This is a genomic window from Brevibacillus borstelensis (assembly GCF_037834415.1).
Classification (GTDB): Bacteria; Bacillota; Bacilli; order Brevibacillales; family Brevibacillaceae; genus Brevibacillus; species Brevibacillus borstelensis_A.
In genome coordinates this window covers 277,129-298,698 of sequence record NZ_JAUMSJ010000001.1, presented here as the reverse complement: position 1 = coordinate 298,698, position 21,570 = coordinate 277,129, and the positions used below count along the sequence as shown (strand labels likewise).

At 54.7% G+C, this 21,570-nt stretch carries 17 protein-coding genes; 3 read left to right on the top strand and 14 right to left on the bottom strand.

The genetic code is table 11. From position 1 onward, the window contains the following. Positions 1-113 precede the first annotated feature (113 nt). The 6 genes from Q3F21_RS01370 to Q3F21_RS01345 all read right to left on the bottom strand — a co-directional run bounded on the left by Q3F21_RS01370 (position 114) and on the right by Q3F21_RS01345 (position 7,993). Entirely contained in the window at positions 114-1,613 is a 1,500-nt protein-coding gene (locus Q3F21_RS01370; protein WP_340249387.1) for a helix-turn-helix domain-containing protein, read from the bottom strand. 107 nt (positions 1,614-1,720) lie between these two features. After that, positions 1,721-2,281, bottom strand: a complete 561-nt coding sequence (gene lepB / locus Q3F21_RS01365; protein ID WP_340249385.1) for a signal peptidase I — start codon at positions 2,279-2,281, stop codon at positions 1,721-1,723. A gap of 160 nt (positions 2,282-2,441) precedes the next feature. Next, entirely contained in the window at positions 2,442-3,839 is a 1,398-nt protein-coding gene (locus Q3F21_RS01360) for an aspartate kinase (protein ID WP_340249382.1), read from the bottom strand. 343 nt (positions 3,840-4,182) lie between these two features. Then, the gene (locus Q3F21_RS01355; RefSeq protein WP_340249379.1) at positions 4,183-4,389 is read right to left on the bottom strand and encodes a hypothetical protein; all 207 of its coding nucleotides are present in this window, start codon (positions 4,387-4,389) and stop codon (positions 4,183-4,185) included. Between the two features lie 115 nt (positions 4,390-4,504). Further along, positions 4,505-4,900: a hypothetical protein gene (locus tag Q3F21_RS01350; RefSeq protein WP_340249376.1), complete on the bottom strand. Its 396-nt coding sequence runs from the start codon at positions 4,898-4,900 to the stop codon at positions 4,505-4,507. 132 nt (positions 4,901-5,032) lie between these two features. Continuing rightward, complete coding sequence (locus Q3F21_RS01345) at positions 5,033-7,993, bottom strand: DNA translocase FtsK (protein ID WP_340249373.1); 2,961 nt, start codon at positions 7,991-7,993, stop codon at positions 5,033-5,035. A 182-nt stretch (positions 7,994-8,175) separates the two neighbouring features. On the opposite strand from Q3F21_RS01345, the gene Q3F21_RS01340 reads away from it, so the two are divergent. Next, on the top strand, positions 8,176-9,396 hold the full coding sequence (locus Q3F21_RS01340; RefSeq protein WP_340249370.1) for a hypothetical protein: 1,221 nt from the start codon (positions 8,176-8,178) through the stop codon (positions 9,394-9,396). 95 nt (positions 9,397-9,491) lie between these two features. On the opposite strand, the gene Q3F21_RS01335 is transcribed toward Q3F21_RS01340, so the two are convergent. The 7 genes from Q3F21_RS01335 to Q3F21_RS01305 form a co-directional block, all read right to left on the bottom strand. Further along, complete coding sequence (locus tag Q3F21_RS01335; RefSeq protein ID WP_340249367.1) at positions 9,492-11,189, bottom strand: sigma 54-interacting transcriptional regulator; 1,698 nt, start codon at positions 11,187-11,189, stop codon at positions 9,492-9,494. A 145-nt stretch (positions 11,190-11,334) separates the two neighbouring features. Further along, positions 11,335-13,089, bottom strand: a complete 1,755-nt coding sequence (locus tag Q3F21_RS01330) for a M28 family peptidase (protein WP_340249365.1) — start codon at positions 13,087-13,089, stop codon at positions 11,335-11,337. Positions 13,090-13,121: 32 nt separating this feature from the next. Further along, positions 13,122-14,261 carry a M20 family metallopeptidase gene (locus Q3F21_RS01325; protein ID WP_340249363.1) on the bottom strand — a complete coding sequence of 380 codons (1,140 nt, stop codon included), beginning with the start codon at positions 14,259-14,261 and terminating at the stop codon, positions 13,122-13,124. A gap of 122 nt (positions 14,262-14,383) precedes the next feature. Further along, positions 14,384-15,802, bottom strand: coding sequence for a sodium:solute symporter family protein (locus Q3F21_RS01320; RefSeq protein ID WP_340249362.1), 1,419 nt, complete (start codon positions 15,800-15,802; stop codon positions 14,384-14,386). A 115-nt stretch (positions 15,803-15,917) separates the two neighbouring features. After that, a complete protein-coding gene (locus Q3F21_RS01315) occupies positions 15,918-16,604 on the bottom strand; it encodes a hypothetical protein (RefSeq protein WP_340249359.1) in 687 nt (228 codons plus the stop codon). A gap of 222 nt (positions 16,605-16,826) precedes the next feature. Then, positions 16,827-17,591 (bottom strand): ion transporter, encoded by a 765-nt coding sequence (locus tag Q3F21_RS01310; RefSeq protein ID WP_340249357.1) that lies wholly within the window; start codon positions 17,589-17,591, stop codon positions 16,827-16,829. A 92-nt stretch (positions 17,592-17,683) separates the two neighbouring features. Continuing rightward, positions 17,684-18,460, bottom strand: a complete 777-nt coding sequence (locus Q3F21_RS01305; RefSeq protein WP_340249355.1) for an inositol monophosphatase family protein — start codon at positions 18,458-18,460, stop codon at positions 17,684-17,686. A 159-nt stretch (positions 18,461-18,619) separates the two neighbouring features. On the opposite strand from Q3F21_RS01305, the gene Q3F21_RS01300 reads away from it, so the two are divergent. Further along, positions 18,620-18,997, top strand: coding sequence for a hypothetical protein (locus Q3F21_RS01300; protein WP_340249352.1), 378 nt, complete (start codon positions 18,620-18,622; stop codon positions 18,995-18,997). 58 nt (positions 18,998-19,055) lie between these two features. Here Q3F21_RS01300 and Q3F21_RS01295 read toward each other — a convergent pair whose 3' ends face one another. After that, complete coding sequence (locus Q3F21_RS01295) at positions 19,056-19,532, bottom strand: hotdog fold thioesterase (protein ID WP_340249350.1); 477 nt, start codon at positions 19,530-19,532, stop codon at positions 19,056-19,058. A gap of 274 nt (positions 19,533-19,806) precedes the next feature. Here Q3F21_RS01295 and ilvD point away from each other — a divergent pair, with 274 nt between their 5' ends. Then, on the top strand, positions 19,807-21,483 hold the full coding sequence (ilvD, locus tag Q3F21_RS01290) for a dihydroxy-acid dehydratase (protein WP_340249347.1): 1,677 nt from the start codon (positions 19,807-19,809) through the stop codon (positions 21,481-21,483). Positions 21,484-21,570: the final 87 nt, after the last annotated feature.

Here is a 21,570-nt window from a genome sequence, read left to right as displayed (position 1 = left end):
AGTATAGAAGAGACCAATCAGGGAAAAACAGGCATGCTTATTTCGATTTCCTTTCGGTTTTTTCGGAGATTTCGGATAATCGGAAGCGCTTCCATCAGAGAAAAGAAAAAAAATTACGATTTATCTATTTTCTTTTGATTTCGAAATGAACGAGGGGTTGTCCCCCGCTTTTCCTTAAAAATCTTGCTGAAATAATTGGCGTTTACAAAGCCTGTCCGCTCAGAAACCTCCTGGATGGAAAGCGGTGTCTCCAATAACAGCCGCTCTGCTTCCCGCAAGCGGATCGTCGTCAAAAGCTGGCGAAACGACACACCTTGACGCTTGGTCAAAAGCGAGCTGAAATAGGCGGGACTGCGGTCCACATGACGCGCTGCCTCCTTCAGCCGCAAATCGGGGCGGGCGTAATTTTCCTCCAGATAGCGGATGGCCTGCTCGATAATATCGAGGCGGGCTCCCTCGCGATTCGTCGTCGCGGAATCGAGCAGCTCGTAGATGAACAAAAGCAGCTCCTGGACGATCCGGTAGAGCACGGGGGTGTACAGGATCGTCTCGAACACCCGGTGATACCAATCCTCCAGCGCTCCTTCATCCAGGCCATGTGACTTCATAAACCTCCTCACCTGGGCCAAAATACTGGTCAGCCGGATACGCAGCAGGCCCGGCTCGGGATAGGGCTCTTCTTTATGAAGAAACTGCCGGTACATCCACTGCTTCACCTGCTCGCGGTCGCCGTCGTGGAGCATGTCAATCCAGGCCCTCTGCTCCGCCGGAGTCAAAAAGGGGTCGATGACGGCCCAGTTCACCTTGTTTTCCACCACCGAAATTTGCCGGTATCCTTTGAAAAAACGGATTTCCAGCGCTTCGACGGCATACCTGTACTTTTGGTGCAGACTGAGCGTTTGGTCCGCAGTGTCGTACAAAACGAGCGAAAGCGATTCCGCATGCTGCGCCTCCCAGTCCATCAATAGCCGTTTCCCCGCTTCCAGCAGCGAAGCCAGCGGCGAGTCGCTCTTCAGATCAAAGAGGCAGACAATCACGTCGCTCAGCGGCAGCAGGGCAGGCTTGTCCCGAAACGGATACGTCTCCAGAAACGTCAGCAGCTTCCCGTGCCGTGCAGTCTCCTCCAGCTGCAACAACATCAGCTGAAACCCCCTTCCCGGCGTTTCCAGGGGCAAAAACAGGCTGCGGTACGAGACAGCCGAGCCGTATTGGTCCGTCTGCACCTCGCTTGCTTCCCTGGCAATCGTCCTGTCCTGACAGCAGCGCGTCAGGACACGCCGGATATGTTCGGGAGTTTGAGGCTTGACCCACAGGTCGACGGCGTGAAGCTCGATGCCCTGCACGGCTCGCTCAAAGGTGGCCTCCGCTGTCGTGACAATGACTGTCGGCCGGTATTGGGAGGTCAGCAGCTTCAATCGCTCCCACTCCTCCTTGGGCACCATGTCCAGCTCGACGCAGACGACATCCGGCCTTGCTCCTTCGAGGGCGCGGAACAGATCGGATGCCGTACCGGCCGTGACAACCTCGTCATAGGGAATGGCACATGTGGAAACGAGCCAGCTGATGCCGGTCCGTTCATTGGGGTCCCGGTCCGCGATCAAAAGCGTCGTCACGCGATCTCCTCCTGTTCCGTGAAAGTAGTGGCGTTATGCCTTGCAATCCGGCTCGGCCGGCAAAATTTCTTTTAGATAAGGGAAGGGCTGCCAATATGGCAACCCTTTTAGTTTCCAATCTTCCATTCTATTTTGCTGCCAATGACGTGATCGAACGGAACAAAGCCGATCTCGCGGGAGTCCAGGCTGTTGTTGCGGTTGTCTCCCATGACGAAGATATGGCCCGGCGGAACGACCCACTTGCCGTCCGCTTCGTTCATCTTTTCCCTGATGTACGGCTCGCTCAGCTTTTGGCCATTCCGGTAAAGCTGATGGTTCTTGATCTCCAGGACATCGCCTGGCTTGCCAATGAGGCGTTTTACATACATGAATTCTTCAAATTCTGTTCCCATAAACAAATGGATGAGGGGATGACTGAACAAATCATCCTGAAAGCTGCGCTCCCTGTTCACCCGACTGTCAATCACCACGATATCGCCGTAGTCCGGCAAATAGGAAAACGTGTGGGACAGCTTTGATACGTAGATTCGCTGCTGATCTTGCAAGGTTGGGTCCATCGAATGCCCTTCTACTTTGAACGGCTGAAACACAAAAATGCCGAGCACAAGCGCAAGTCCTAGCGCAAATGCCAACGAGCGGACCCATTCCCAGATCTCTCTTAGCTTCACCGGCAACCCCGCCTTTCAATTTCAAGATTTCCTTGAAAGCTATCATATCATAAAATCGCGGTGGAGCCAAAAGAATCCCAAATTATGGGATTTATTAAGGTCTTTTCGGACGACCTTGGCCAAGCCGATTTACTTGCCCGTAATCAGCTAAAAGTCCTGCTCACGCTCTCAGCGTCATGGCCTTGTCTGCCAGTCCTTCCTCTGTCCGTGAAAAGAACTCCTCATAGAGCGCAATGACAGCCCTGTCCGCATCCACCTCTTTGACTCCAAACATCATGCTGACCTCGGAGGAACCCTGGTTGATCATCTCCAGGTTGACCCTGGCTCTGGCGAGGGCGGATGTCGCTCTGGCCGAGGTCCCTACGGAACGGCGCATGCCTTCGCCGACGATCATGACGAGAGAAAGGCCTCGTTCGACGATGACGTCTTCGGCCCGCAGCTCCTGTTTCAGCCTGGCTACCACTCGCCGTTCAATTTCCGGCGTAAAATCCTTTTCACGCAAAATAACGGAGATGTTGTCAATTCCGGACGGGGTGTGCTCGTACGAGAGGCCCTCTTCTTCAAAGATTTGCAACAGCCTGCGTCCAAAGCCAACCTCCTTGTTCAGCAAATACTTGCTCACATAAATACTGCAAAAGCCCTTGTCCGCCGCGATCCCGGATACGCGGTTTTCGTGGAATGGCCTGTCTGAAACGATCCTCGTGCCCGGTGCGTGCGGATTGTTCGTATTCTTGATGCAGACGGGAATTCCCGCCTGGTACGCCGGATACAAGGCTTCCTCGTGAAAGACGGAAAAACCCGAATACGAGAGCTCTCTCATTTCCCGATAGGTGATGACCTGGATCTCCTGCGGTTTTTCGATCAGGCTCGGATTGACGACGTACACCGAGTCGACGTCGGTAAAATTCTCATACAGCTCCGCTTGTACGGCTGCTGCCAGGATGGAGCCGGTAATATCGGAGCCTCCCCGGGAGAACGTGACCAGCTCGCCCTCCGGCGTAAACCCGAAAAATCCCGGAAAAATAACGATTCCGGACTGACTTTTCAAACTGCGCAGCTCTTCATACGCTTCCGGCAATACGTGGGCGTTGCCCGGCTCTCCAGTCACGATCAGACCGGCATCCTTGGGATTTACATAGACTGCCTCCCTGCCCTGGCTTTGCAGGTAACGCGCAACCAGTCTGGCGCACGTATCCTCTCCCGCCGCCTTGGCTCTGTCCATGAACCGTCCGGCATCTTCGGAAGGTGTGTAGTGCAGCGCCTGCTTCAGCTGCGCGGCGATCTCCTCCGCCACCTCGACCGACAGGCCCAATTCCCGCGTAATGTCCTGATATCTGCCAATGATCCGGCTTTGTACTTCTTCGACAGGCTGCCCTGCCAGGCGTGCCTCCGCGTACCGTATGAGAAGATCGGTAACCTTCGTGTCTTCCTTGTACCGTTTTCCCGGTGCAGATACAACGACAAGCTTTCTCGCTTCATCCGATTTGACAATCTCGCATACTTTTTTTATCTGTGCGGCGCTCGCCAGTGAGGTCCCGCCAAACTTGGCTACTTTCATCTCCGACTCCTCCATCTGTGTGTAACGATCAAAACTGCATGTGTATAGGTTAAATTATTTACTCCAGAAAGACAAGTGTCCATTTCAGAAGGACATAAATAAAAACCCCTTTCACAAGAATACTGTTCTGCGCGAAAGGGGAATCTCTATCATCTATACTGTTTTCAAGCGGAAGAACCTGTATGATCAGCGATTGGACGGCAGCTGCACAGCCCACGACATTTTTTGTCAGGCACCTGTCCGGAGATCGCCCCATACTATTTTCTATCTTACGAACAATCCATTCATCGTTCATTGTTCATTGTTCTTTTTTCATTTTCCTTCGCAGCTTTCCCCCATTTTTTTAAAACCGGTCCCGTGAAGAAGCATGTTTCCCTGCGGTGCGACTGTGGAGCCCTGCCCCAGCGGAGTGACGATTCGCGTGAAAAAGGAGCGCCACGCTGAATTCGCCTCGAAGCGAAACGGCTTTGGTGTCTCCTCCGCGAATCGCCCCGGAGCGGACAGTCAACCCTCCCTTGCGGACGGAACCCGGAGCTAAGCAGGGTAACATGCTTCTTCTCCCCCCGGCTCGTTTCTACGAACTTTTGTTTTTAAAAAATTGGGGACATTCCTAATCCCCACAGTGAAATACATCCGATATGGCAAAAAAGCCAGGCCAAATCAGGCTATGCGGTCACATCCAGATGGGGATTGTATCGCTTTACGTAATGAAGCAGCTCCTCCTCAGCCAGCTGGCTGGCGAAAATCGCAGGGAGCCGGTCAGACAGGTATTCCCTGATTTGCTCTTCGCCACGCGTCAACCGCTTCTTCGCCGCCTCTGGCAGGGTAAGCACATGCGGGACCAACAGCTGCAAATACCATCTCCCCTGCGCCTCCTCGGAAATGTCGATCTCCAGCTCGATATCATTGCTTTCGAAAGCATAAAGATGCGTAAACAGCTCTTCTCTACCGGCCCCATCCAGGCTGTCTACCTGCAGCCGCCAGACGCGGAGGTAATATTCCTCGTTGAACAGGACCGTACGCTCATCGATTCGTTGATATTTTTTCGAAATGGCATCCATCGCAAACCCGCCTCCTTTTTCTCATACTTTTCAGAATACAACGAACAATCGCTCAGAGCAACCGCGAATGCAAAAAGAGGGCCTGATTCCAGGAACGACATCCCGGTCTTCAGACCCTCTCTTCTTTACGAGCTAAAACAGCGATGCGCCTTCCGTCAACGCTTCCGCGTCTTCGCGCGTGATCAATACGGCGCGAGGCTTGCCGCCGCTCTGTCCGGCTACATAGCCGTCAGCTTCCATCATCTCAATCAGCCTGGCCGCCCGGTTGTAGCCTACGCGGAATCGGCGCTGCAGAGCCGAGGCAGAGGCCTGTCCTTGCTCGGCAACGTAGAGCAGTGCCTCGTGGTACAGCGGGTCGTCCCCCATATCGAATGATTGTACCTGCTGCTCCAGATCCTCTTTGCTAAACAGGTACGCCGGTTTCCGCTGCTTTTTGATCGCCTGGGTAACGGCTTCGATCTCATCGTCAGTGACGTAGTTTCCCTGCAGGCGTATCGGCGTCGTACCGCTTTCCAAAAAGAGCATGTCACCGCGTCCCAGCAGGCGCTCCGCTCCCGATTGGTCGAGGATCGTCCGGGAGTCCACCTGGGAAAAGACGGCAAAGGCCAGACGCGTAGGGACGTTTGCCTTGATGTTCCCGGTGATGACATCGACGGACGGGCGCTGCGTCGCCAAAAGCAGATGAATGCCGCACGCTCGCGCCTTCTGTGCGATGCGGATGATGCAGTCCTCCACATCCTGGGGAGAAACCATCATCAAGTCGGCCAATTCATCGATAACGATGACGATGTACGGCAGAGGCTGATCCGTCGTTTGGTTGTAGCGGTCAATATCGCGCACCCCTGCATCCACGAACAGCCCATACCGTTTCTCCATTTCCTCTACCGCCCATTTGAGCGCGGCTGTCGCCTGCTTCGCGTCGGTTACCACCGGCGTGACCAGATGAGGCAAATGATTGTACGGAGCCAGCTCCACCATTTTCGGGTCGATCAGCAGCAGCCGAACCTGCTCCGGTGTCGCTTTATACAGCAGGCTGACGATGATCGAGTTGATGCAGACGCTCTTCCCCGAACCTGTCGAACCGGCAATCAAGCCGTGCGGCATTTTTTTGATGTCCGCCACGATCGGCTCTCCGCCGATGTCCATCCCGAGCGCAACCGCCAGCGGAGAGGGATACTGCAAAAATTTTTCCGACCCGATGATGCGGCTGATCAGCACTGGCTGGCTTTTCAGATTTGGCACCTCGATTCCTACCGCGTTCCGTCCCGGGATCGGGGCCTCGATCCGAATGTCTTTGGCGGCGAGATTGAGCTTGATATCGTCGATCAGGCTCGTGATCTTGTTCACTTTTACCCCCGGTGCGGGCTGTATTTCAAAACGTGTCACCGAAGGGCCTTTGACGATGCCGACGACCTGCGCGTTTACATTGAAATTGCTCAGCGTCTCTTCCAGCAGCAATTTCTGAATTTGCGTATGCTCGTCGTCATCGTCATCCTGCATCGGAGACGGGGCAAGCAGCTCAAGCGACGGACTCGCATACGGCAAGAGCGGCTCTCCGTCCTGTTTCAAAGGCGGCTGAATGGCAGCGGCGGCTTGCGCCTGCTGTAAGCTGGCTTCGTTCACCTCTTTTGGCGGCGTGGACGGCTTGTCTTGTTGTGCGGCATACGCAGCCAGCCCGGCCGCCACCTCGGCTGCGGACGCGTTCGGTAAAATCGCTTGCAGCTTCTCTGGATTGACAAGGGAATGCGGTGAAACGCTCTGTGAGAGATTATTCATCGTCTCTTTCTGAGCGGAGCCCGCTTCATCCCGGTTTTCCGGGCCTGGCTGGCTTTCGGCTGCTGCAGAAGAAGTTATTTCCCGGATCGTTTGCTCGTCTGCTGCCAGCTTTGCTTCCTCCGGTTTCGCTTCGTTCCCTCCAGCCGATTTGCCCGCAGTCGATGCTGCGACCATGGGTTCCTCTCGGTTCTGTTCCTCTCCTGCAAGTCTTTCAGCAAATCCCTCTGCAATCGGCTCCTGGTCAGCTAATGTTTCAGCGGTTTCCCCCGCCACCGGCTCCTCGGCATATGCCGAGCCTCCTGCAGCCAGCAAGCCATCATCTGGTTGATCGCTGTCGTCCAATCCCCCGTTTCGTGCACCCGCTGCTTCAAGCTTTCCTTCGGCGGTTTCCATCCCTGTCCCTTCCACCAAATGACCAGAGCTTGCAGGCTCCTGCATTTGGTCAGATGTTTCCTGATCAGCGTTCCGATCTCCGGCATTGTCAACGACCAGAAAGAGCGGCGCTGCCTCTTGATCATGACCGACCAGCGCGAACGATTCTCCCCCTGTTTCGTCGTCTTCCGTCCGAACCTCAGCCGCCTTGCTCCCGACAAGACCGGCCGATTCGTTTTCGAACCGCCGCTCGACCGGTTCGCCTGTCGGCTTCGGCCCCAGCTCGGCAGATACTTCCCCAGGTCCATCCGTTTTTTCGCTTTCGGCGAGGCTTGCGGCAGCCAGCTCCCGCATCCGGGCCTGCTCGTTAATCAGCTCCCGGGAAGAATAAACCCCGGCAGTCGTATGTATCCGATGATCAGCATCTTCTGTCTCGGCCGTCACCTTGCCGAAGACAGGTGAAATGACCTCTGAAGGTTTGTAGGGACGCTTGGTCGAGGAAGGCTGGATGGTCCGGTTCACAGTCTCAACCGTTTCTACGGTTTCCACGGCCTCTTCCGCTTGCCTGCTCTGTTCATTGCTGCCGCCCCCGGCCCGACGCCGCTCTGTCTCTCTTTTTCCGGTGCTTGCTCGCGCTCTTTCAGCCGTTCTGCTGACCGCTGTATTCTCCTGCGTTTCTGTCGGCGGAGCCTGCTCCGTCCGCTTTTCGGCCCGTTTCTCATCAGGAATGACCGGAAACTTGAATTCTCGCTGTTTTCTTCTGCGGTACGGCTCAGGCGACTCTTCGATCTCCCGCTCTTTGGGGTAAATGCTCATCGTTCTTGCCTGCACCTTGCCGCCAGACACGCCGGTTGAAGGGCGAACGTATTGCTCGGTCTGCCCTTGCTCCTCTTCACTTTCTTCTCCGCGAATAAAACTCATCAGCTTGTGAAGCCACGACCACATGTTGCAACGTCCTTTCTTGCATAACCTCTTGGCATAACCTTTTGCTCCCTACAATCTTACCACGAAACCACCCGTTGTTTTTGCTCTGTCGAGTTTTTTTTAGGATAATGAGAAACCTTTTGCCAACTCATGCGTAGTACAAGATGTGGAAATAGAATGAAACGATAGAGGAGGAACACTTCATGTGGAAAAAGGGGAGTGCCCTGCTGCTTTCTTTGGGGCTTGTTCTCACCGGTTGTTCGGGCCAAGCTTCACTGGTGCGAGACGCAGTAGTCACATCGATGGAAAAACCGAACTACGACTACCAGGGATCACTCAAGCTGGTCGGTGACGTAGACAAATTGCCAGCAGCACTGGGTGAGCAGGAGAATGCCGAAAGCATTGCCGTACTGAATGCGTTGAAAGCAGGGGTAACCGTAAAAGGTTCCCAGCTCGATCTCCAGAACGTAAAGATGACGCTCGAAGTAAACGACGACAAACTGCTGCGCGACAAGGGCGTTTGGACAGGCGATAAAAAAGCTGGCCTGGACCTGATCGTAAACGGAAGCGATCTGTATGCGAAGTCTCCGCTGGATCAGAAATACCTGAAGTTCGACAACCAGGCAGCACTTGGTTCCGCTGGCGGAACTGCCATCGATCCGGCCAAAATGAAAGACTACCAAGACAAGATGAACAAGCTGATGATGGACTTCATGAAGAAGTACATCGCCAAATACGGCTACAAGCTGTCCAACGTGAAGAACGCGGGCACGGAAACCGTTACCCTGCCTAACGGTGAGAAAGTGGAAACGACTCACATCGCCATTACTCTGGATACAAAAGAACTGATTCAAATGTTCTTCTACACAGCCAATGACGCCGTTGCCAACCAGGACGTAAAAGCATTTGCCGTTGACTTCATGATTCTGACTCAACAATTGGAAGAAGACATGACGAAAGACGCGAAGAAGACGACAGACGCCGAAAAACGCGCTGCTGCCGAAGCGGCAGTGACAGCTGGCATGGCTTCTGCAAAACAATGGCTGGAAACCGAGGGCAAGACCTATACGCCTGAAAATCTCATCGAGATGGCAAAAGAAGAGGGCTTCCACGGTGTCAACTGGACGCTGGACTACTACATCGACAAGGCAAAACTGCCTGTTCGCCAAAAGAGCGCTCTGAACGTTTCGTTCGCGCCTGACAAAAAACAGAAGCCACTGACTGTTGGGCTGGAAGCGGAAACCGTATCGTACAACTTCGGCAAAGCGACCAAGTTTGACATTCCTGGAAAAGACGCTTCTGTAACTGTTCAAGATCTGAAAAAAGATCCAAAAGCGGTCGATGCTTTTGACAAAAAAGGCTTCTTCCGCTCCTTCGTGGAAGCGATGAGCACCGAGCCAAGCTTTGATATGGAAGTAAAGTAAGGCAATCGACAAAAGGCATGACGCCCTGCGCGCCATGCCTTTTGCTTTATCTACCTGCCGCTGCGGCCGAAATCCGCGGGGAAACGTCCCCTGTCCTACTGGGAGACGAATGAACCGGTGACTCGCTGCAAAAACAGCTCCCCTTTGGTTGAGATCGTCGTCCCCGCTCTTCCTTGACGGACGAGCAGCAATTTCAACTGATTCAAAATCTCCAGACGCAATCGCAGCTGCTGGTCTGTCAGCTGAATCCCTCTCCCCTCCAACAGCGTTTTCAGTCTGCTCCTCCCGTACGAGAGCTGCTGCTCCTTTCCGTCCCTTAATATTTCGAGAATACCGACGCTTTCACTGAGGAAGCCGTGCTCCTCGATTTTGCCGACAATCCCGTCCACGTCAAGTTCGCTCGCACGCTGCTCATTCAACGCGTCATGCCCTCTAAAATAGAGCGGCAGCGACCGAAGCTCGATGTTCTTCGTGTCCATGCAGGCGCAGTACGAAACGACATTGAACAGCTCGCGTACATTCCCAGGCCAGCTGTACGTGGCGAAAACCGCCAGAACCTCTTTGGAGAACTGCAGCTCTTCTTTTTTTAGCTGCTTTTTAAACGTTTCGATCAGCAGCTCCAGATCCTCCTTTCTCTCTGCCAAAGTCGGCAGCCTGACGATGTAGGAGGAAATGTACGAGTACAGGTCAATCCGCACTTTCCCCGCTTCCAGCAGCTTGGACAACCGCTTGGATGTCGAGGTAATCAGGCGGAGCTGAACCGGTACGGCTCCCTCTCCGTTCACCCGCTGAATGTCTTTGGATTCCAGCAGATTTAGAAGCCTCCCCTGCAGCGAGCAAGACAGGCATTCGATGTTTTGAATAAACAGCGTTCCGCCGTTTGTCGCCTCGATCATCCCTTGCACGATGACATTCTCTTCTTCCTTGCCGAATAGCTCGACTGCGAGCTGTTCCTCATTTTTTTCCGCACAGTTGTACGTAAAAAACGGACCCATGTGAAATTCGGACTGATTGTGGATCGCTTCCGCCATCAGCTTCTTGCCAGTCCCGGTTTCTCCTTCGATGTGAATCGGATACGGCGTGATCGCAATTTTTTTGGCGATCTCTACCGTTTCCTCCATCAAGGGGCTGTTCGTCATGAACTGCGCAAATGTTCTGTTTTGGTTCTGATCTTCAAAGTTGGAGGTTCCCCTTTTCGTCGAATCTCTGGAGATGGAAACGAGCGATTTAATGTAGCGGTTCATAATCAGCGAATGGCTGACCTCAATGGAAAAGAGCGTGACGATCTGCTCCAGCGTGCTGAATGAAATGACGCGGGGCCCGATGTCGATTACGGTATGGAGCGCCTTGGGGACGATATCCTTTTCGCCCGGCGTTACGACAAAGTCGATTTTTTCCGGCAGCGGTCGATTGAGAAAATAGGGATAATACCTGTGTTCCGGCAATATGGTCTCCAGGGATGTAACGGTTTGAAGTGTATCGGAATAGTGGTCATTCACAACCAAAATATGTTGTCCGGCCGGCAAACCCATCAGCTCTTTCAGATTGACGATATTGACTTCCCTGTCTGCCACCATGCAGATGCACTCATCGTGGAGAAAGGGCTGGACGATCTCTCTCAACACTTCGCCCGAAAGCAGCACAACGTCGTTTTTACCGATCAAACCGTAATAGACATCCTTGATCGTAACGGCTTTGATTTTGATAAAATCGCCGATAATGTGTTTGATCTGCTCGGTAATGATCATCAAGTTTTCTTCCTGAATACCGATCATAATCAATCGTTTTTCCATGGTTCACTTCCTGCCTATATCCGTATATCCACCTATTTTACATGACTGGGTGAGAAAGCTCTATCAAATTATAAGATTCCCCATAATCCCCTAAATTAGGAAAGGACTGTTGATCGCCAACAGCCCTCTTTCCGCTTTTCAACGCCTATCCGTTTATCCGTTGTTTCAACTGGGCCAGCGTGCTTGCCGCTTCCTGTTCCGCTTCCCGCAGGGCGTAATTGACCTTGTTTGCGTTTCGGGTCAGCTCTGTGATGAGCATGTAGAAAAGGTCGCTTCCCGGCTCTGCATAGGTCAGCTGATCGATCTTCTCCAAAAGCGGAACACATCCCGGCTTGATCGGCGGGTCGTGATGGAAATTGTCGCCGCTGAGGTAATTAAGCGGCACGAGAATCCGGGAAAGCCGCATAATCCCGTTGTTTGCGATCACTGCCGCTTCCTCTGAAAGGCTCTCGGACCGCACCAGCCCGTAAAGCTCCTCCAGCCTTTCCTGAAGCGCTTCCGCACGGCTGACGGACAGCGCCAGGGGCAATGCCTCCCCTGCCTTCTCCCGATAAGCTTCGAGCGCGTGTCTGATCTCTTTGACAGCCCCGACCTGATTGATCGGCACAACCGCCGCTGTGCAGGCCTGGTAGACGATATCCGCGTAAATTCTGCAGTCTCTGGCGAGGTTGGCGGGATCGATTTTATCGAGCGTGTCTTCCGTCGTATGCCACCACCAGCCGTATCCGCCTGTTTTTCCGCCGCCGAACAGCTGCGCGAATGCCTGCGCTTCGGGGGCGTCGGTCGGAGGCTGCTCGGACAAGCCCATCAAAAGAGACGGGATTCCCGTTCCCCAAAAGGATTGGTCTCCGGCCCGGCTGAAACGGGAGCCTTCAAACGTTTGTCCGGCGATGTCCCGGATGGATATGCCGGCCAATTCCTTGGTCTCGGCCATGCAGTTGTTTTCCGTCAAAATGTCCGAACCGATCGCGCCCACAGAATCGATGTTGATATGCAAAACGCCGTTGTCATGCAGGTCCTCCCAATTTTGGTCGCAGTACCAGGCAGAGCCGGCGTAGCGTCCGTGAGAGTGCCCGGACCAGAAGGCGATCCGCAGCGATCTTTTGAGCTTGCCTTTCCGTTTGGCCATGAGGCGGGCGACCTCCAGCATCGTCGCGTTGGCGGTGCCGTTGTCCATCGCTCCATAGTGCCAGGAATCGATATGTCCGCTGAACAGCACAAATTTGTCCGGCTCCACCGTTCCTTTCAGCTCTCCGGTCAGTACCGGTATCTTGCGCCATCCGGTGTCCACCTCGGCGCGAATCCACGCTCGCACGGGATGACTGTCCCTTGCCATCAGTTGCTTGATCCGCACGCCGTCCTTGTAGTTGCAGGAGACGACAGTCAGCTTCGGCAGCCGGGCAACCGTCTCGGTCGTGGGACTTCCCCATACGGAAGAGACGATCATTTCATTCGTGTAGGCGCCGTTGATAAAAATCGCGGCCCGCGCTCCGGCAGCCTGCGCCCGGTCCACGGAAGGCCCCGTGGCAATTCCATCCAACAGCACAATTTTCCCGGAAGCACGCACACCGCGGTAATCCTCCGGCGTTCCCTTGCCCAAGTAGAGAAGCTCCCCTTTTACGCCGTCGCTGCCGGTGGAGAGCCCCATGGCATGCGTAATGCAGGAAAAGGAAATCCCGTCGATAGTCATGGCAGCACTTACGGGCAAGCTGATATAGGCATCAGAAAATTGCAGCTCGGTCGAAAAGCCGAATTCCTCCAGCTGTTCCTTTGCATACTGAAAAGCGCGAAGCTCTTCCGGCGAACCGGAAGAACGGACTTCCCTGGCGATATTTCGGGTAAATTCCATCAGGCTCTCCGGACTGACTTCCCCCCACAGTTGCTCTCTTTCAGCGTTCATCCGCCTCACTCCTGTTCCTCCATGTATAGTCGTTACGCTCCCAGCTCTTTGATCAACAAGGCGAGAAGGGCGCTTCTTGTGGGCAGCTGTGAAATGATGACATGCTCATGAGCGGCGTGGGCGCCATCTCCCACAGGTCCCAATCCGTCCAGCGTGGGAGCGTGTTGAGCCGCAAAGTTTCCGTCGCTGCCCCCGCCGCTCTCCTTCTCCTGCAGCTCGAAGCCTAGATACGTCTTCGCCAGGCGTTTTGCCAAGCTGTACATGTCCCCGACCTGCTCTGTCCGCTCAAGCGGAGGGCGGTTGATTCCTCCCGTCACTTCGATGGTCGCTCCGGCAAGCTTCGGGGTGAGGTTTTTGATTATCGGAACGACCCGTTCGGCTTCTGCCCGGGAGCGGACCCGCAGATCCACTTCGGCCTCCGCTTCGGCTGCGATGACGTTGGATGCGGAGCCGCCTTTCATTACGCCGACGTTGACCGTGGTGCCTTTGTCCATCTCCGTCAAGCGATGCAAATAAGCGATCTGCTCCGCCAGCTCGCCGATCGCGCTGACCCCTTTTTCCGGCTCGATGCCGGCGTGGGCAGCCACGCCTTTCACCTTCAGCCGAAAAAGCCCGACGCCTTTGCGCGACGTTTTCACAGCGCCCTCTGTGCCGGCAGACGACTCCAGAACGAAGACGCAGCTGCTTTTCTTCGCTTCCGCCTCAATGTGCATACGCGACGTCCCGCTGCCGATTTCCTCATCCGATGTAACGAGCAGGACGACCTTCTTTTTCAACGGCACTTCCAATTTGGTCAAGGCATGCATGGCGAACATCCCCTGGACGAAGCCGCCCTTCATGTCGAAGGTTCCCGGTCCGTACGCCCTGTCGCCTTCGATCCGAAACGGCATGGTTGCGAGCGTCCCCTTTGGCCAAACCGTATCCATATGGGCGAGCAGCAGGATCTGCTCATCCCCTTCGCCCCATTCCCAGCGCAAATGGTTGCCGAATTCTTCGTTCGGGATCACCTCGCCTCTACCTCCCGTATAGGTGGCCAGCAGATTGGCTATCGCCTTCCCCAGCTCATCCACCAATTCCTTGTCGCGAGAAGGCGATTCCATCTCTACGAGCTGCTTTAGCACATCGACCATTTGCGATTTTTGCTCTTGCAAAAAGGCTGCGATTTTTTCCACAACATTCACCAACCTCTTCATTGTTCGGATCGGCGTCAGGCAACGAGACACCTTGCCGGCTCGGTCCGGCGTCCCGTTCCCATCCGCCTCCTTTGCTGTTTACACAACAGCTGGATTGCTGCCTACTTTTGAAAAAACGGCGCCAGCGCCTCTTCCGGCACAGGCTTGGTCACGTAGCTGCACGCGACAAGCAAAATCGTGGATACGATCACGCCCGGAATGACCTCGTTTACGCCAAACGGCTTGCCCAGTACATACCAGAGGAGAACGGTCGCAAGTCCCCCCAGCATGGAAATCAGCGCCGCTGTTCCGGTCGCCCGCTTCCAGTTCAGTCCGATGACCACCGTAGCAAAGAAGAAGCTGGCCACCATCGACGATTGGACGATCACGATGAACTGCACCGTGTCGAATGGGTGAAGCGCAAAGTACAGCGGGAGGATGGACAGGATGACAATCGCGATCTTGTTCACCAACAGCTTTTGCTTGTCCGTCGCCCGGGGGTTGATCATACCGTAAATATCGTGGGAAATGGCCGAGGCAGACACCAGCATGACGCCGGACACGGTACTCATGATGGCCGCCAGAATCGCGACGACGATCAATGCTCCAACGAGCGGCGGAAGCACGTTGACCGCCATGATCGACGACGCCGCGTCGGCATTGTTCATCACCGGGTAAAGCGAGCGCATAGCCAGTCCGACCAGACAGACAGCGACGGCGATCACAGCCTGGAAGATAAAGGAGAAGCCGATCGCCAGACGGACGGCCTTCTGACTTTTCATCGTGTACATCCGGGCCAGCTCGTATGGCGCGATCGCGACGGACAAGCCAAACGCCATCGCAAAGCCGAGAATATCCTTGAAGCTCCAGTGCCAGCCGGTCAAAGACGGCTGCAACTCGGTAATGAAGCGCCCGACAAAATCAAAGCCGCCTGCCTGGGAGTACAAAATGGGAACGGCCGCGAAGAAACAGCCCGCCATGATAATCGCCTGGATGAAGTCGCTGTAGGTCGTGGCCTTCATTCCGCCCTTCATCGTGTAAATCATCGTGATCCCAATCGTGATAATCGCTCCCCAGATCTTCGGCAGGCCAAAAATGGTTTCCATCAGGATGCCGCCCGCCACGTATTGAGCGATCAGATAGACGGTGTAGGCGATGACGATCAGTCCTGCGGCGATCGCCTTCGCCAGCTTGCTGTTGTACCGCTTCTCGATATAATCCGGTACGGTCACGCCTTTAAACCTTTGGAATTTGGGGGCGACCCAGATCGCCGACACCAGCCAGCCGGCAAACATTCCCGGCCAGTACCACATGTAGCTGGCACCCGTCATATACAGGACGCCCACTGTCCCGACAAACGTCCCTGCGCTCAGCTGAGTCGCTGCCAGGGCCGCTCCCCCGATAACCGGCCCGATCGAACGTCCGGCGACGAGGTGATCCTCACTGGTCTTGTTGCCTCGCCCGGCCAAAAAACCAATGACCACAATCATCAAAAAGTAGCCGGCGATTACGTAATAAAAAACTGGACTGACTTCAAACATGGCGTTCCCCCCCTGTGAATTATTCCTGTTCTTCCATTCTTAACGCCCATACGAAATAACCGGCGATGAAAACGATAAAAAATACGATGATTCCCCAGAAACTGAAACCCATGCGCTACGCCCCCTTCCGGGCATTTTTTCGTTCGACTGCACCCCATCCGACCAGGATGCCGACCAGTACGAGCAAAGTGACGGCCGAGATCAGATTGTGCGAGTGAAAGACCGTTTCCTCCGTCCCGAATATGTAGCTCACTTGAGACGGAACATTGACCATGCTGCTTGTGACCTGATTCTGCCCGCTGTGATTTACCACCGGAAACGAATTGGGCTGGATCACATTGCCTTCAGGTGCCTGAAAGGAAATGTGAACGCGGTTCTCGCTTTTCTCTACCGGATACATCGGCACGACCAGCGGCAGAGCGTATTCCCCCTTGGGCACTTCAGCCTGGTATTTGATGGTGTATTCGAGTACATCAGGGCTTTCAGCCGGAAACTGTACAAATATTCTGTCCATTACCTCGCCGCTCTGGATCTCTGCCCCAAGCTCCTGCTCCCCTGCCAAAAAGGCGATGCTTTCACTTTTCACACCGTTGATGTGAGCAAAACTGTGCTCCAGCTTTCCGCCTTGAACAGCCGAAGGGTGCTGGAGTGTAACGTGCTCCTGGACAGCGTACACACCGTCCTTTACTTCAATCCGCACATCTACCTGGCCGAGTGTTGCTTTTTCTGCATCTGCATAGACGGCTGCGCCAGGCATCGTCAACAAGAGAACAAACAGGAACGCCAAACCACGTCGTTTCATAAATTCCCTCCCCATTCGAAATTTTTAAAAAAATATTACAACATGAAACAACCTAATTCAACCTATTTTTTCAGAAAATAAATTTTACTGAAAAACGTCTCCAACCGGATTCGCATCGATACGTTCGAAACTAGCCGGAGACAGCCGTACTGCGCTGCAAGCTGCGAGTGCGAAAAAGCCCGCAAAGGCTCGACACCTTTGCGGGCTTTTCCATGCTCCCGGCTACTGTTCTTTTTGGTTCTTCTTCCGATACAATTCCTCAATCGTTTTCATCAGCGAATCATATTCCTGCCGCGTCAGCTGCTCGACTTGCTGCAGTTGATGAAGCGCGCGCTGCTTCTTTTGCGCATGAGCATGCTCGTCCGGCGACTGCCCTTTTCCCTCCTGAAACTCGGTCCAATGATGGGCGAAGTTTGCTGTCAGAGCGCCGAGTGTCCCGATGCCCGTAACCATCAAAATCGTCGCCATGATCCTGCCTCCTGTCGTAACGGGCGAAATGTCTCCGTACCCGACGGTTGTCGTAGTGACGATAGACCACCATAAAGCGTCCCCGAAATGAACAATATTTTCGTTGACGCCGGCTTCCAGCAGGTAAATGGCCCCCGAGCTCCACAGCATGATCAAGGTAACCACCCCGATAACCCGCTGCATCGGCTTGGACCTCAGCATGCTCCACAAAAAGGGAGACGCCCTCACTATTCGGAAAAGGCGAAGGATACGCATGAAGCGGGCCAGATAAAAATAGTGGTCAAGCGGGATCATGGCGACGAGATCGAACCAGTTGTTCAGGACAAACTTCTTTTTATCCTTGGCCAGCCATAGGCGGATGACGTATTCCGCAGCCAAAAAGCTGATCAAGATCACGTCTGCCTCACGCATAAACTCCTCGGTCAACCGGGGGTGGCTGGCCGGGTCGGCGAAGACGGCAATCGCATATGTAATGACCAGCAGGATGACAAAAATTTCATACAACACACGAAAAAACAAGAGGACTCCTCCAAATCAGGTAAACCCGCCAGCCAGCTTTCCGCCTCCTAGCTGCCAAGCAACGTTGTTTCTCTAAAAACGTCGCGGTTCCGCTATTCCACGATCAGTTCCCGCACCTTCTCATGCAGCACGCCATTGCTTGCGACCAGCGACGGAAAGTTCTCTGTGCTGAAGGCTTCATGGCGGTAAAGCTCCCCCTGCCAATCCGTTACGAGCGCACCTGCCTCCTGCGCGATCAGAATCCCCGCCGCCACATCCATGATGCCGGAGCGCTGCATGACGATGTAGTCCAGCCACCCGTTGGCGAGCAGACACCAGTCCAGCGCAGGCGCGACATTGCGCAGAAGCCGTTTGGTGCCGATCACGAACGGGCGAGTGAATTCGAGCTCCTGCTCTTTGGCGACCGAGTTTCGCCCCCGTATGTACGTCCCGACAGCGCGGGTCAAATCGTCGCGCTTATTGACTTCCAGCCGCTTCCCGTTGAGGCAAGCCCCCTTGCCTTTTTCCGCCCAGAACATTTGCCCAGCCACCGGGTTGTAGACGACCCCCAGTATCACGTCGCCTCTGTACTGCAGGGCAAGCGAGACGGAGAAGTACGGAAAGCCGATAAAGTAATTGTTCGTGCCATCCAGCGGGTCCACGATCCAGAGATAGTCCTCCTTGCGTTCGACCATTCCGATCTCCTCAGAGAAGATCGTATGCTCCGGAAAGTGTCTGTGCAATACCTCAATGATCCGCCGTTCGCTCTCCTTGTCCTCCGGAAGCTTTACGTCATTGTGAAGCTCCTCGTCGGGGATGAGCTGTTGCAAAAAGCGTTCCTGCAAATAGGCACCGGCGTATCGTGCTGCTTCTTTGGCTATTTCGATCATGGGAGTCTCTCCTTTTCTTTTCTGTACATCCATTGTTTACCCTTGCATCCGGGCCCGATTCATCCCTATGATAGGGAGACACCCGTGTTTTGAAGGGGCGGCCCGGTCTTTGCGAAAGCGCATCCGGGCAAGTGCTTCCGCCAAAGGAGGGGAAAAGACATGAACAGCGATTTTATTCGCCTGAAAAATCTGGAGGGCGAACTGATGCTAACCCAGCTGAACAAGAATCTGGGGTGCTCCGTAACCAGCAAGGAGCTGGTGTTTTTCAAACCTCATACGACGTATCACCTGTTCCTGTATGACATCGTCAGCATGGTTCCGATAAAGCTTGAGAACGGGCCGGTTACATTCCGCCACAAAAGCGAGCTGATCCGCTCGGAATTCGGTTCGGACTACTACAAGCTCACCGTGAAATGGGCGCGAACCGTGACCCGCTCCGGGATCGCCGAACGGGAGAACATGGAGTTCATCGTTCCGCTCTCCCGCAAGATGCTGTCGTACATTGCCCAATACAGCGGCCTCGTGGCCATTGGGTAACACCGAAAGCCTCTATCCGCCCTATGCGTATAGAGGTTTTTTTGTGTCCCGAATGTGTCTAGCCTTTTCGCTTGAGGACGATGAACGTCCCGGTCCCGTGGGCGAGCAGCCGATCGCGCTCATCGTACACCCTGCCGTCCATGACCGCCAGCGTTTGTCCGCGATGGATGAAGCTGGCTTCCGCGCGCAGCCTCTCTCCCATCCCCGGGCGCAGGTAATTGGTCTTCAGCTCAGTCGTCACCGCGTATTGATCGGGCGGGAGGGAGCGGTTAATGAGCGACCCCATCGCCGAATCGATGAGCGTAGCCAAAATCCCGCCGTGCACAACCCCGAGCGAGTTGTGCATGAATACGGTCAACGGCAGTTCAAAGCGATAGGTGTTCTCGTCGACGAAGTCCCCCTTCAATCCGAGAAAGCCGGACAGAAACGCGCTCCCTCGCTCTCTGCGCTGCCGGATGGCCTGCATGGCCAGCTCCAGTATTTGCCGTTCCTCCTCATTCCCCTGCTCGTAGATCGCTTTCAATTCTTCCCACATCCTGTTCACTCCAGCTCAATTTATTTCATGTACCTTATTGTAGAACAAAGTACTTTCTTTTTCACCAGTTCCCTTTGCTGATCCTGCGCCAGGCTTTGGAAAGCCTGGGTAACTCCCGGTTGACGCACGGGCGATCGCCGCTGCCCACTGCTGCCGCGCAAGGCACTTTCCTGAACAAATGTTCAGACTTTTACGGTTGTTTCTATTTATGAAAAAGTGATAAGATAGTTCAAAATAAACAGGCAGGGTTTCACCAGGAAGGGAGTTTTTCAAAGTGGCCAGACAACGAAGCGACATGATCAAAAAAGGCTTTGACCGTGCGCCGCACCGCAGCCTGCTGCGTGCAGCCGGCGTAAAAGAAGAAGATTTCGACAAACCGTTTATCGCGATCTGCAACTCATACATCGACATTATTCCAGGTCACGTCCACCTGCAGGAATTTGGGAAGATCGTAAAGGAAGCAGTCCGCGCTGCAGGCGGAGTACCGTTTGAATTCAATACAATCGGCGTAGACGACGGCATCGCCATGGGCCATATCGGGATGCGCTACTCGCTGCCCAGCCGCGAGTTGATCGCCGACAGCCTGGAAACAGTCGTCGCCGCTCACTGGTTCGACGGGATGATCTGTATTCCGAACTGCGACAAAATCACCCCCGGCATGATCATGGGCGCGCTGCGCGTCAACATCCCCACCGTTTTCGTGACGGGCGGCCCGATGAAAGCCGGTAAAACAAGCGATGGCCGTTCCATTTCGCTTTCCTCCGTGTTTGAAGGAGTCGGCGCTTATCAGGCCGGGCTGATCGACGACAAACAGCTGGACGAGCTTGAGCAATTCGGCTGTCCGTCCTGCGGTTCCTGTTCCGGCATGTTCACCGCCAACTCGATGAACTGCCTCGCCGAAGCTCTTGGCCTGGCCCTGCCCGGCAACGGCACCATTCTCGCCGTTTCTCCGGAGCGCAAGGAGCTGGTCAAGGCATCGGCCCAGAAGCTGATGGACCTGATCGCCCGCGATATCAAGCCGCGCGATATCGTCACGCTGGAAGCAATCGATGACGCATTCGCCCTTGACATGGCGATGGGCGGTTCCACCAACACCGTTCTCCATACGCTGGCGATCGCGCAGGAAGCCGGCTTTGAATACCCGTTGGAGCGAATCAACGAAGTGGCTAAACGCATCCCGTACCTGTGCAAGCTGGCTCCGGCATCCGATTATCACATCGAGGATTGCCACAATGCTGGCGGCGTCTCCGCTATTTTGAAGGAAGTCTCCAAAAGGGCGGGCGCGCTGCATCCTGACCGGATTACCGTGACCGGAAAAACGCTGGCGGAAAATATCGCCGACGCGGAGATCACGAATACCCAGGTCATTCGCACGCTCGACAACCCGTACAGCGAAACGGGCGGTCTCTCCGTTCTGTTCGGAAATCTGGCACCGCAGGGCTCCATCATCAAGACCGGCGGCGTCGATCCGTCGATCAAGCGGCACGAAGGCCCCGCGATCTGCTTCGATTCCCAGGAAGAGGCGCTCGCCGGAATCGCCGCGGGCAAGATCAAGCCGGGCCACGTCGTCGTCATCCGTTACGAAGGGCCAAAAGGCGGACCGGGCATGCCTGAGATGCTCGCTCCCACCTCCCAGATCGTGGGCATGGGACTGGGCAAGGAAGTTGCTCTCGTCACCGACGGCCGTTTCTCCGGCGCCTCCCGCGGGATCAGCATCGGCCACATCTCGCCGGAAGCGGCCGAGGGCGGTCCGATCGCCTTCGTCCAGGACGGCGACATCATCAGCATCGATCTGGAGGATCGTTCCATCCAGCTGCATGTAGCTCCTGACGAGCTGGCTCGTCGCCAGGCTAACTGGACGGAATTTGAACCAAAAGTAAAGACCGGTTATCTGGCGCGCTACTCCAAGATGGTGACCAATGCGAGCAACGGCGCTATTTTGAAGATTTAATTGCAAAGCAAACAGGCTGGGCGCTTTTTTTCCGACGCTCAGCCTGTTTTATTCACTTCGGTTCTTGCTCGGATTCCGCCGGTCCCG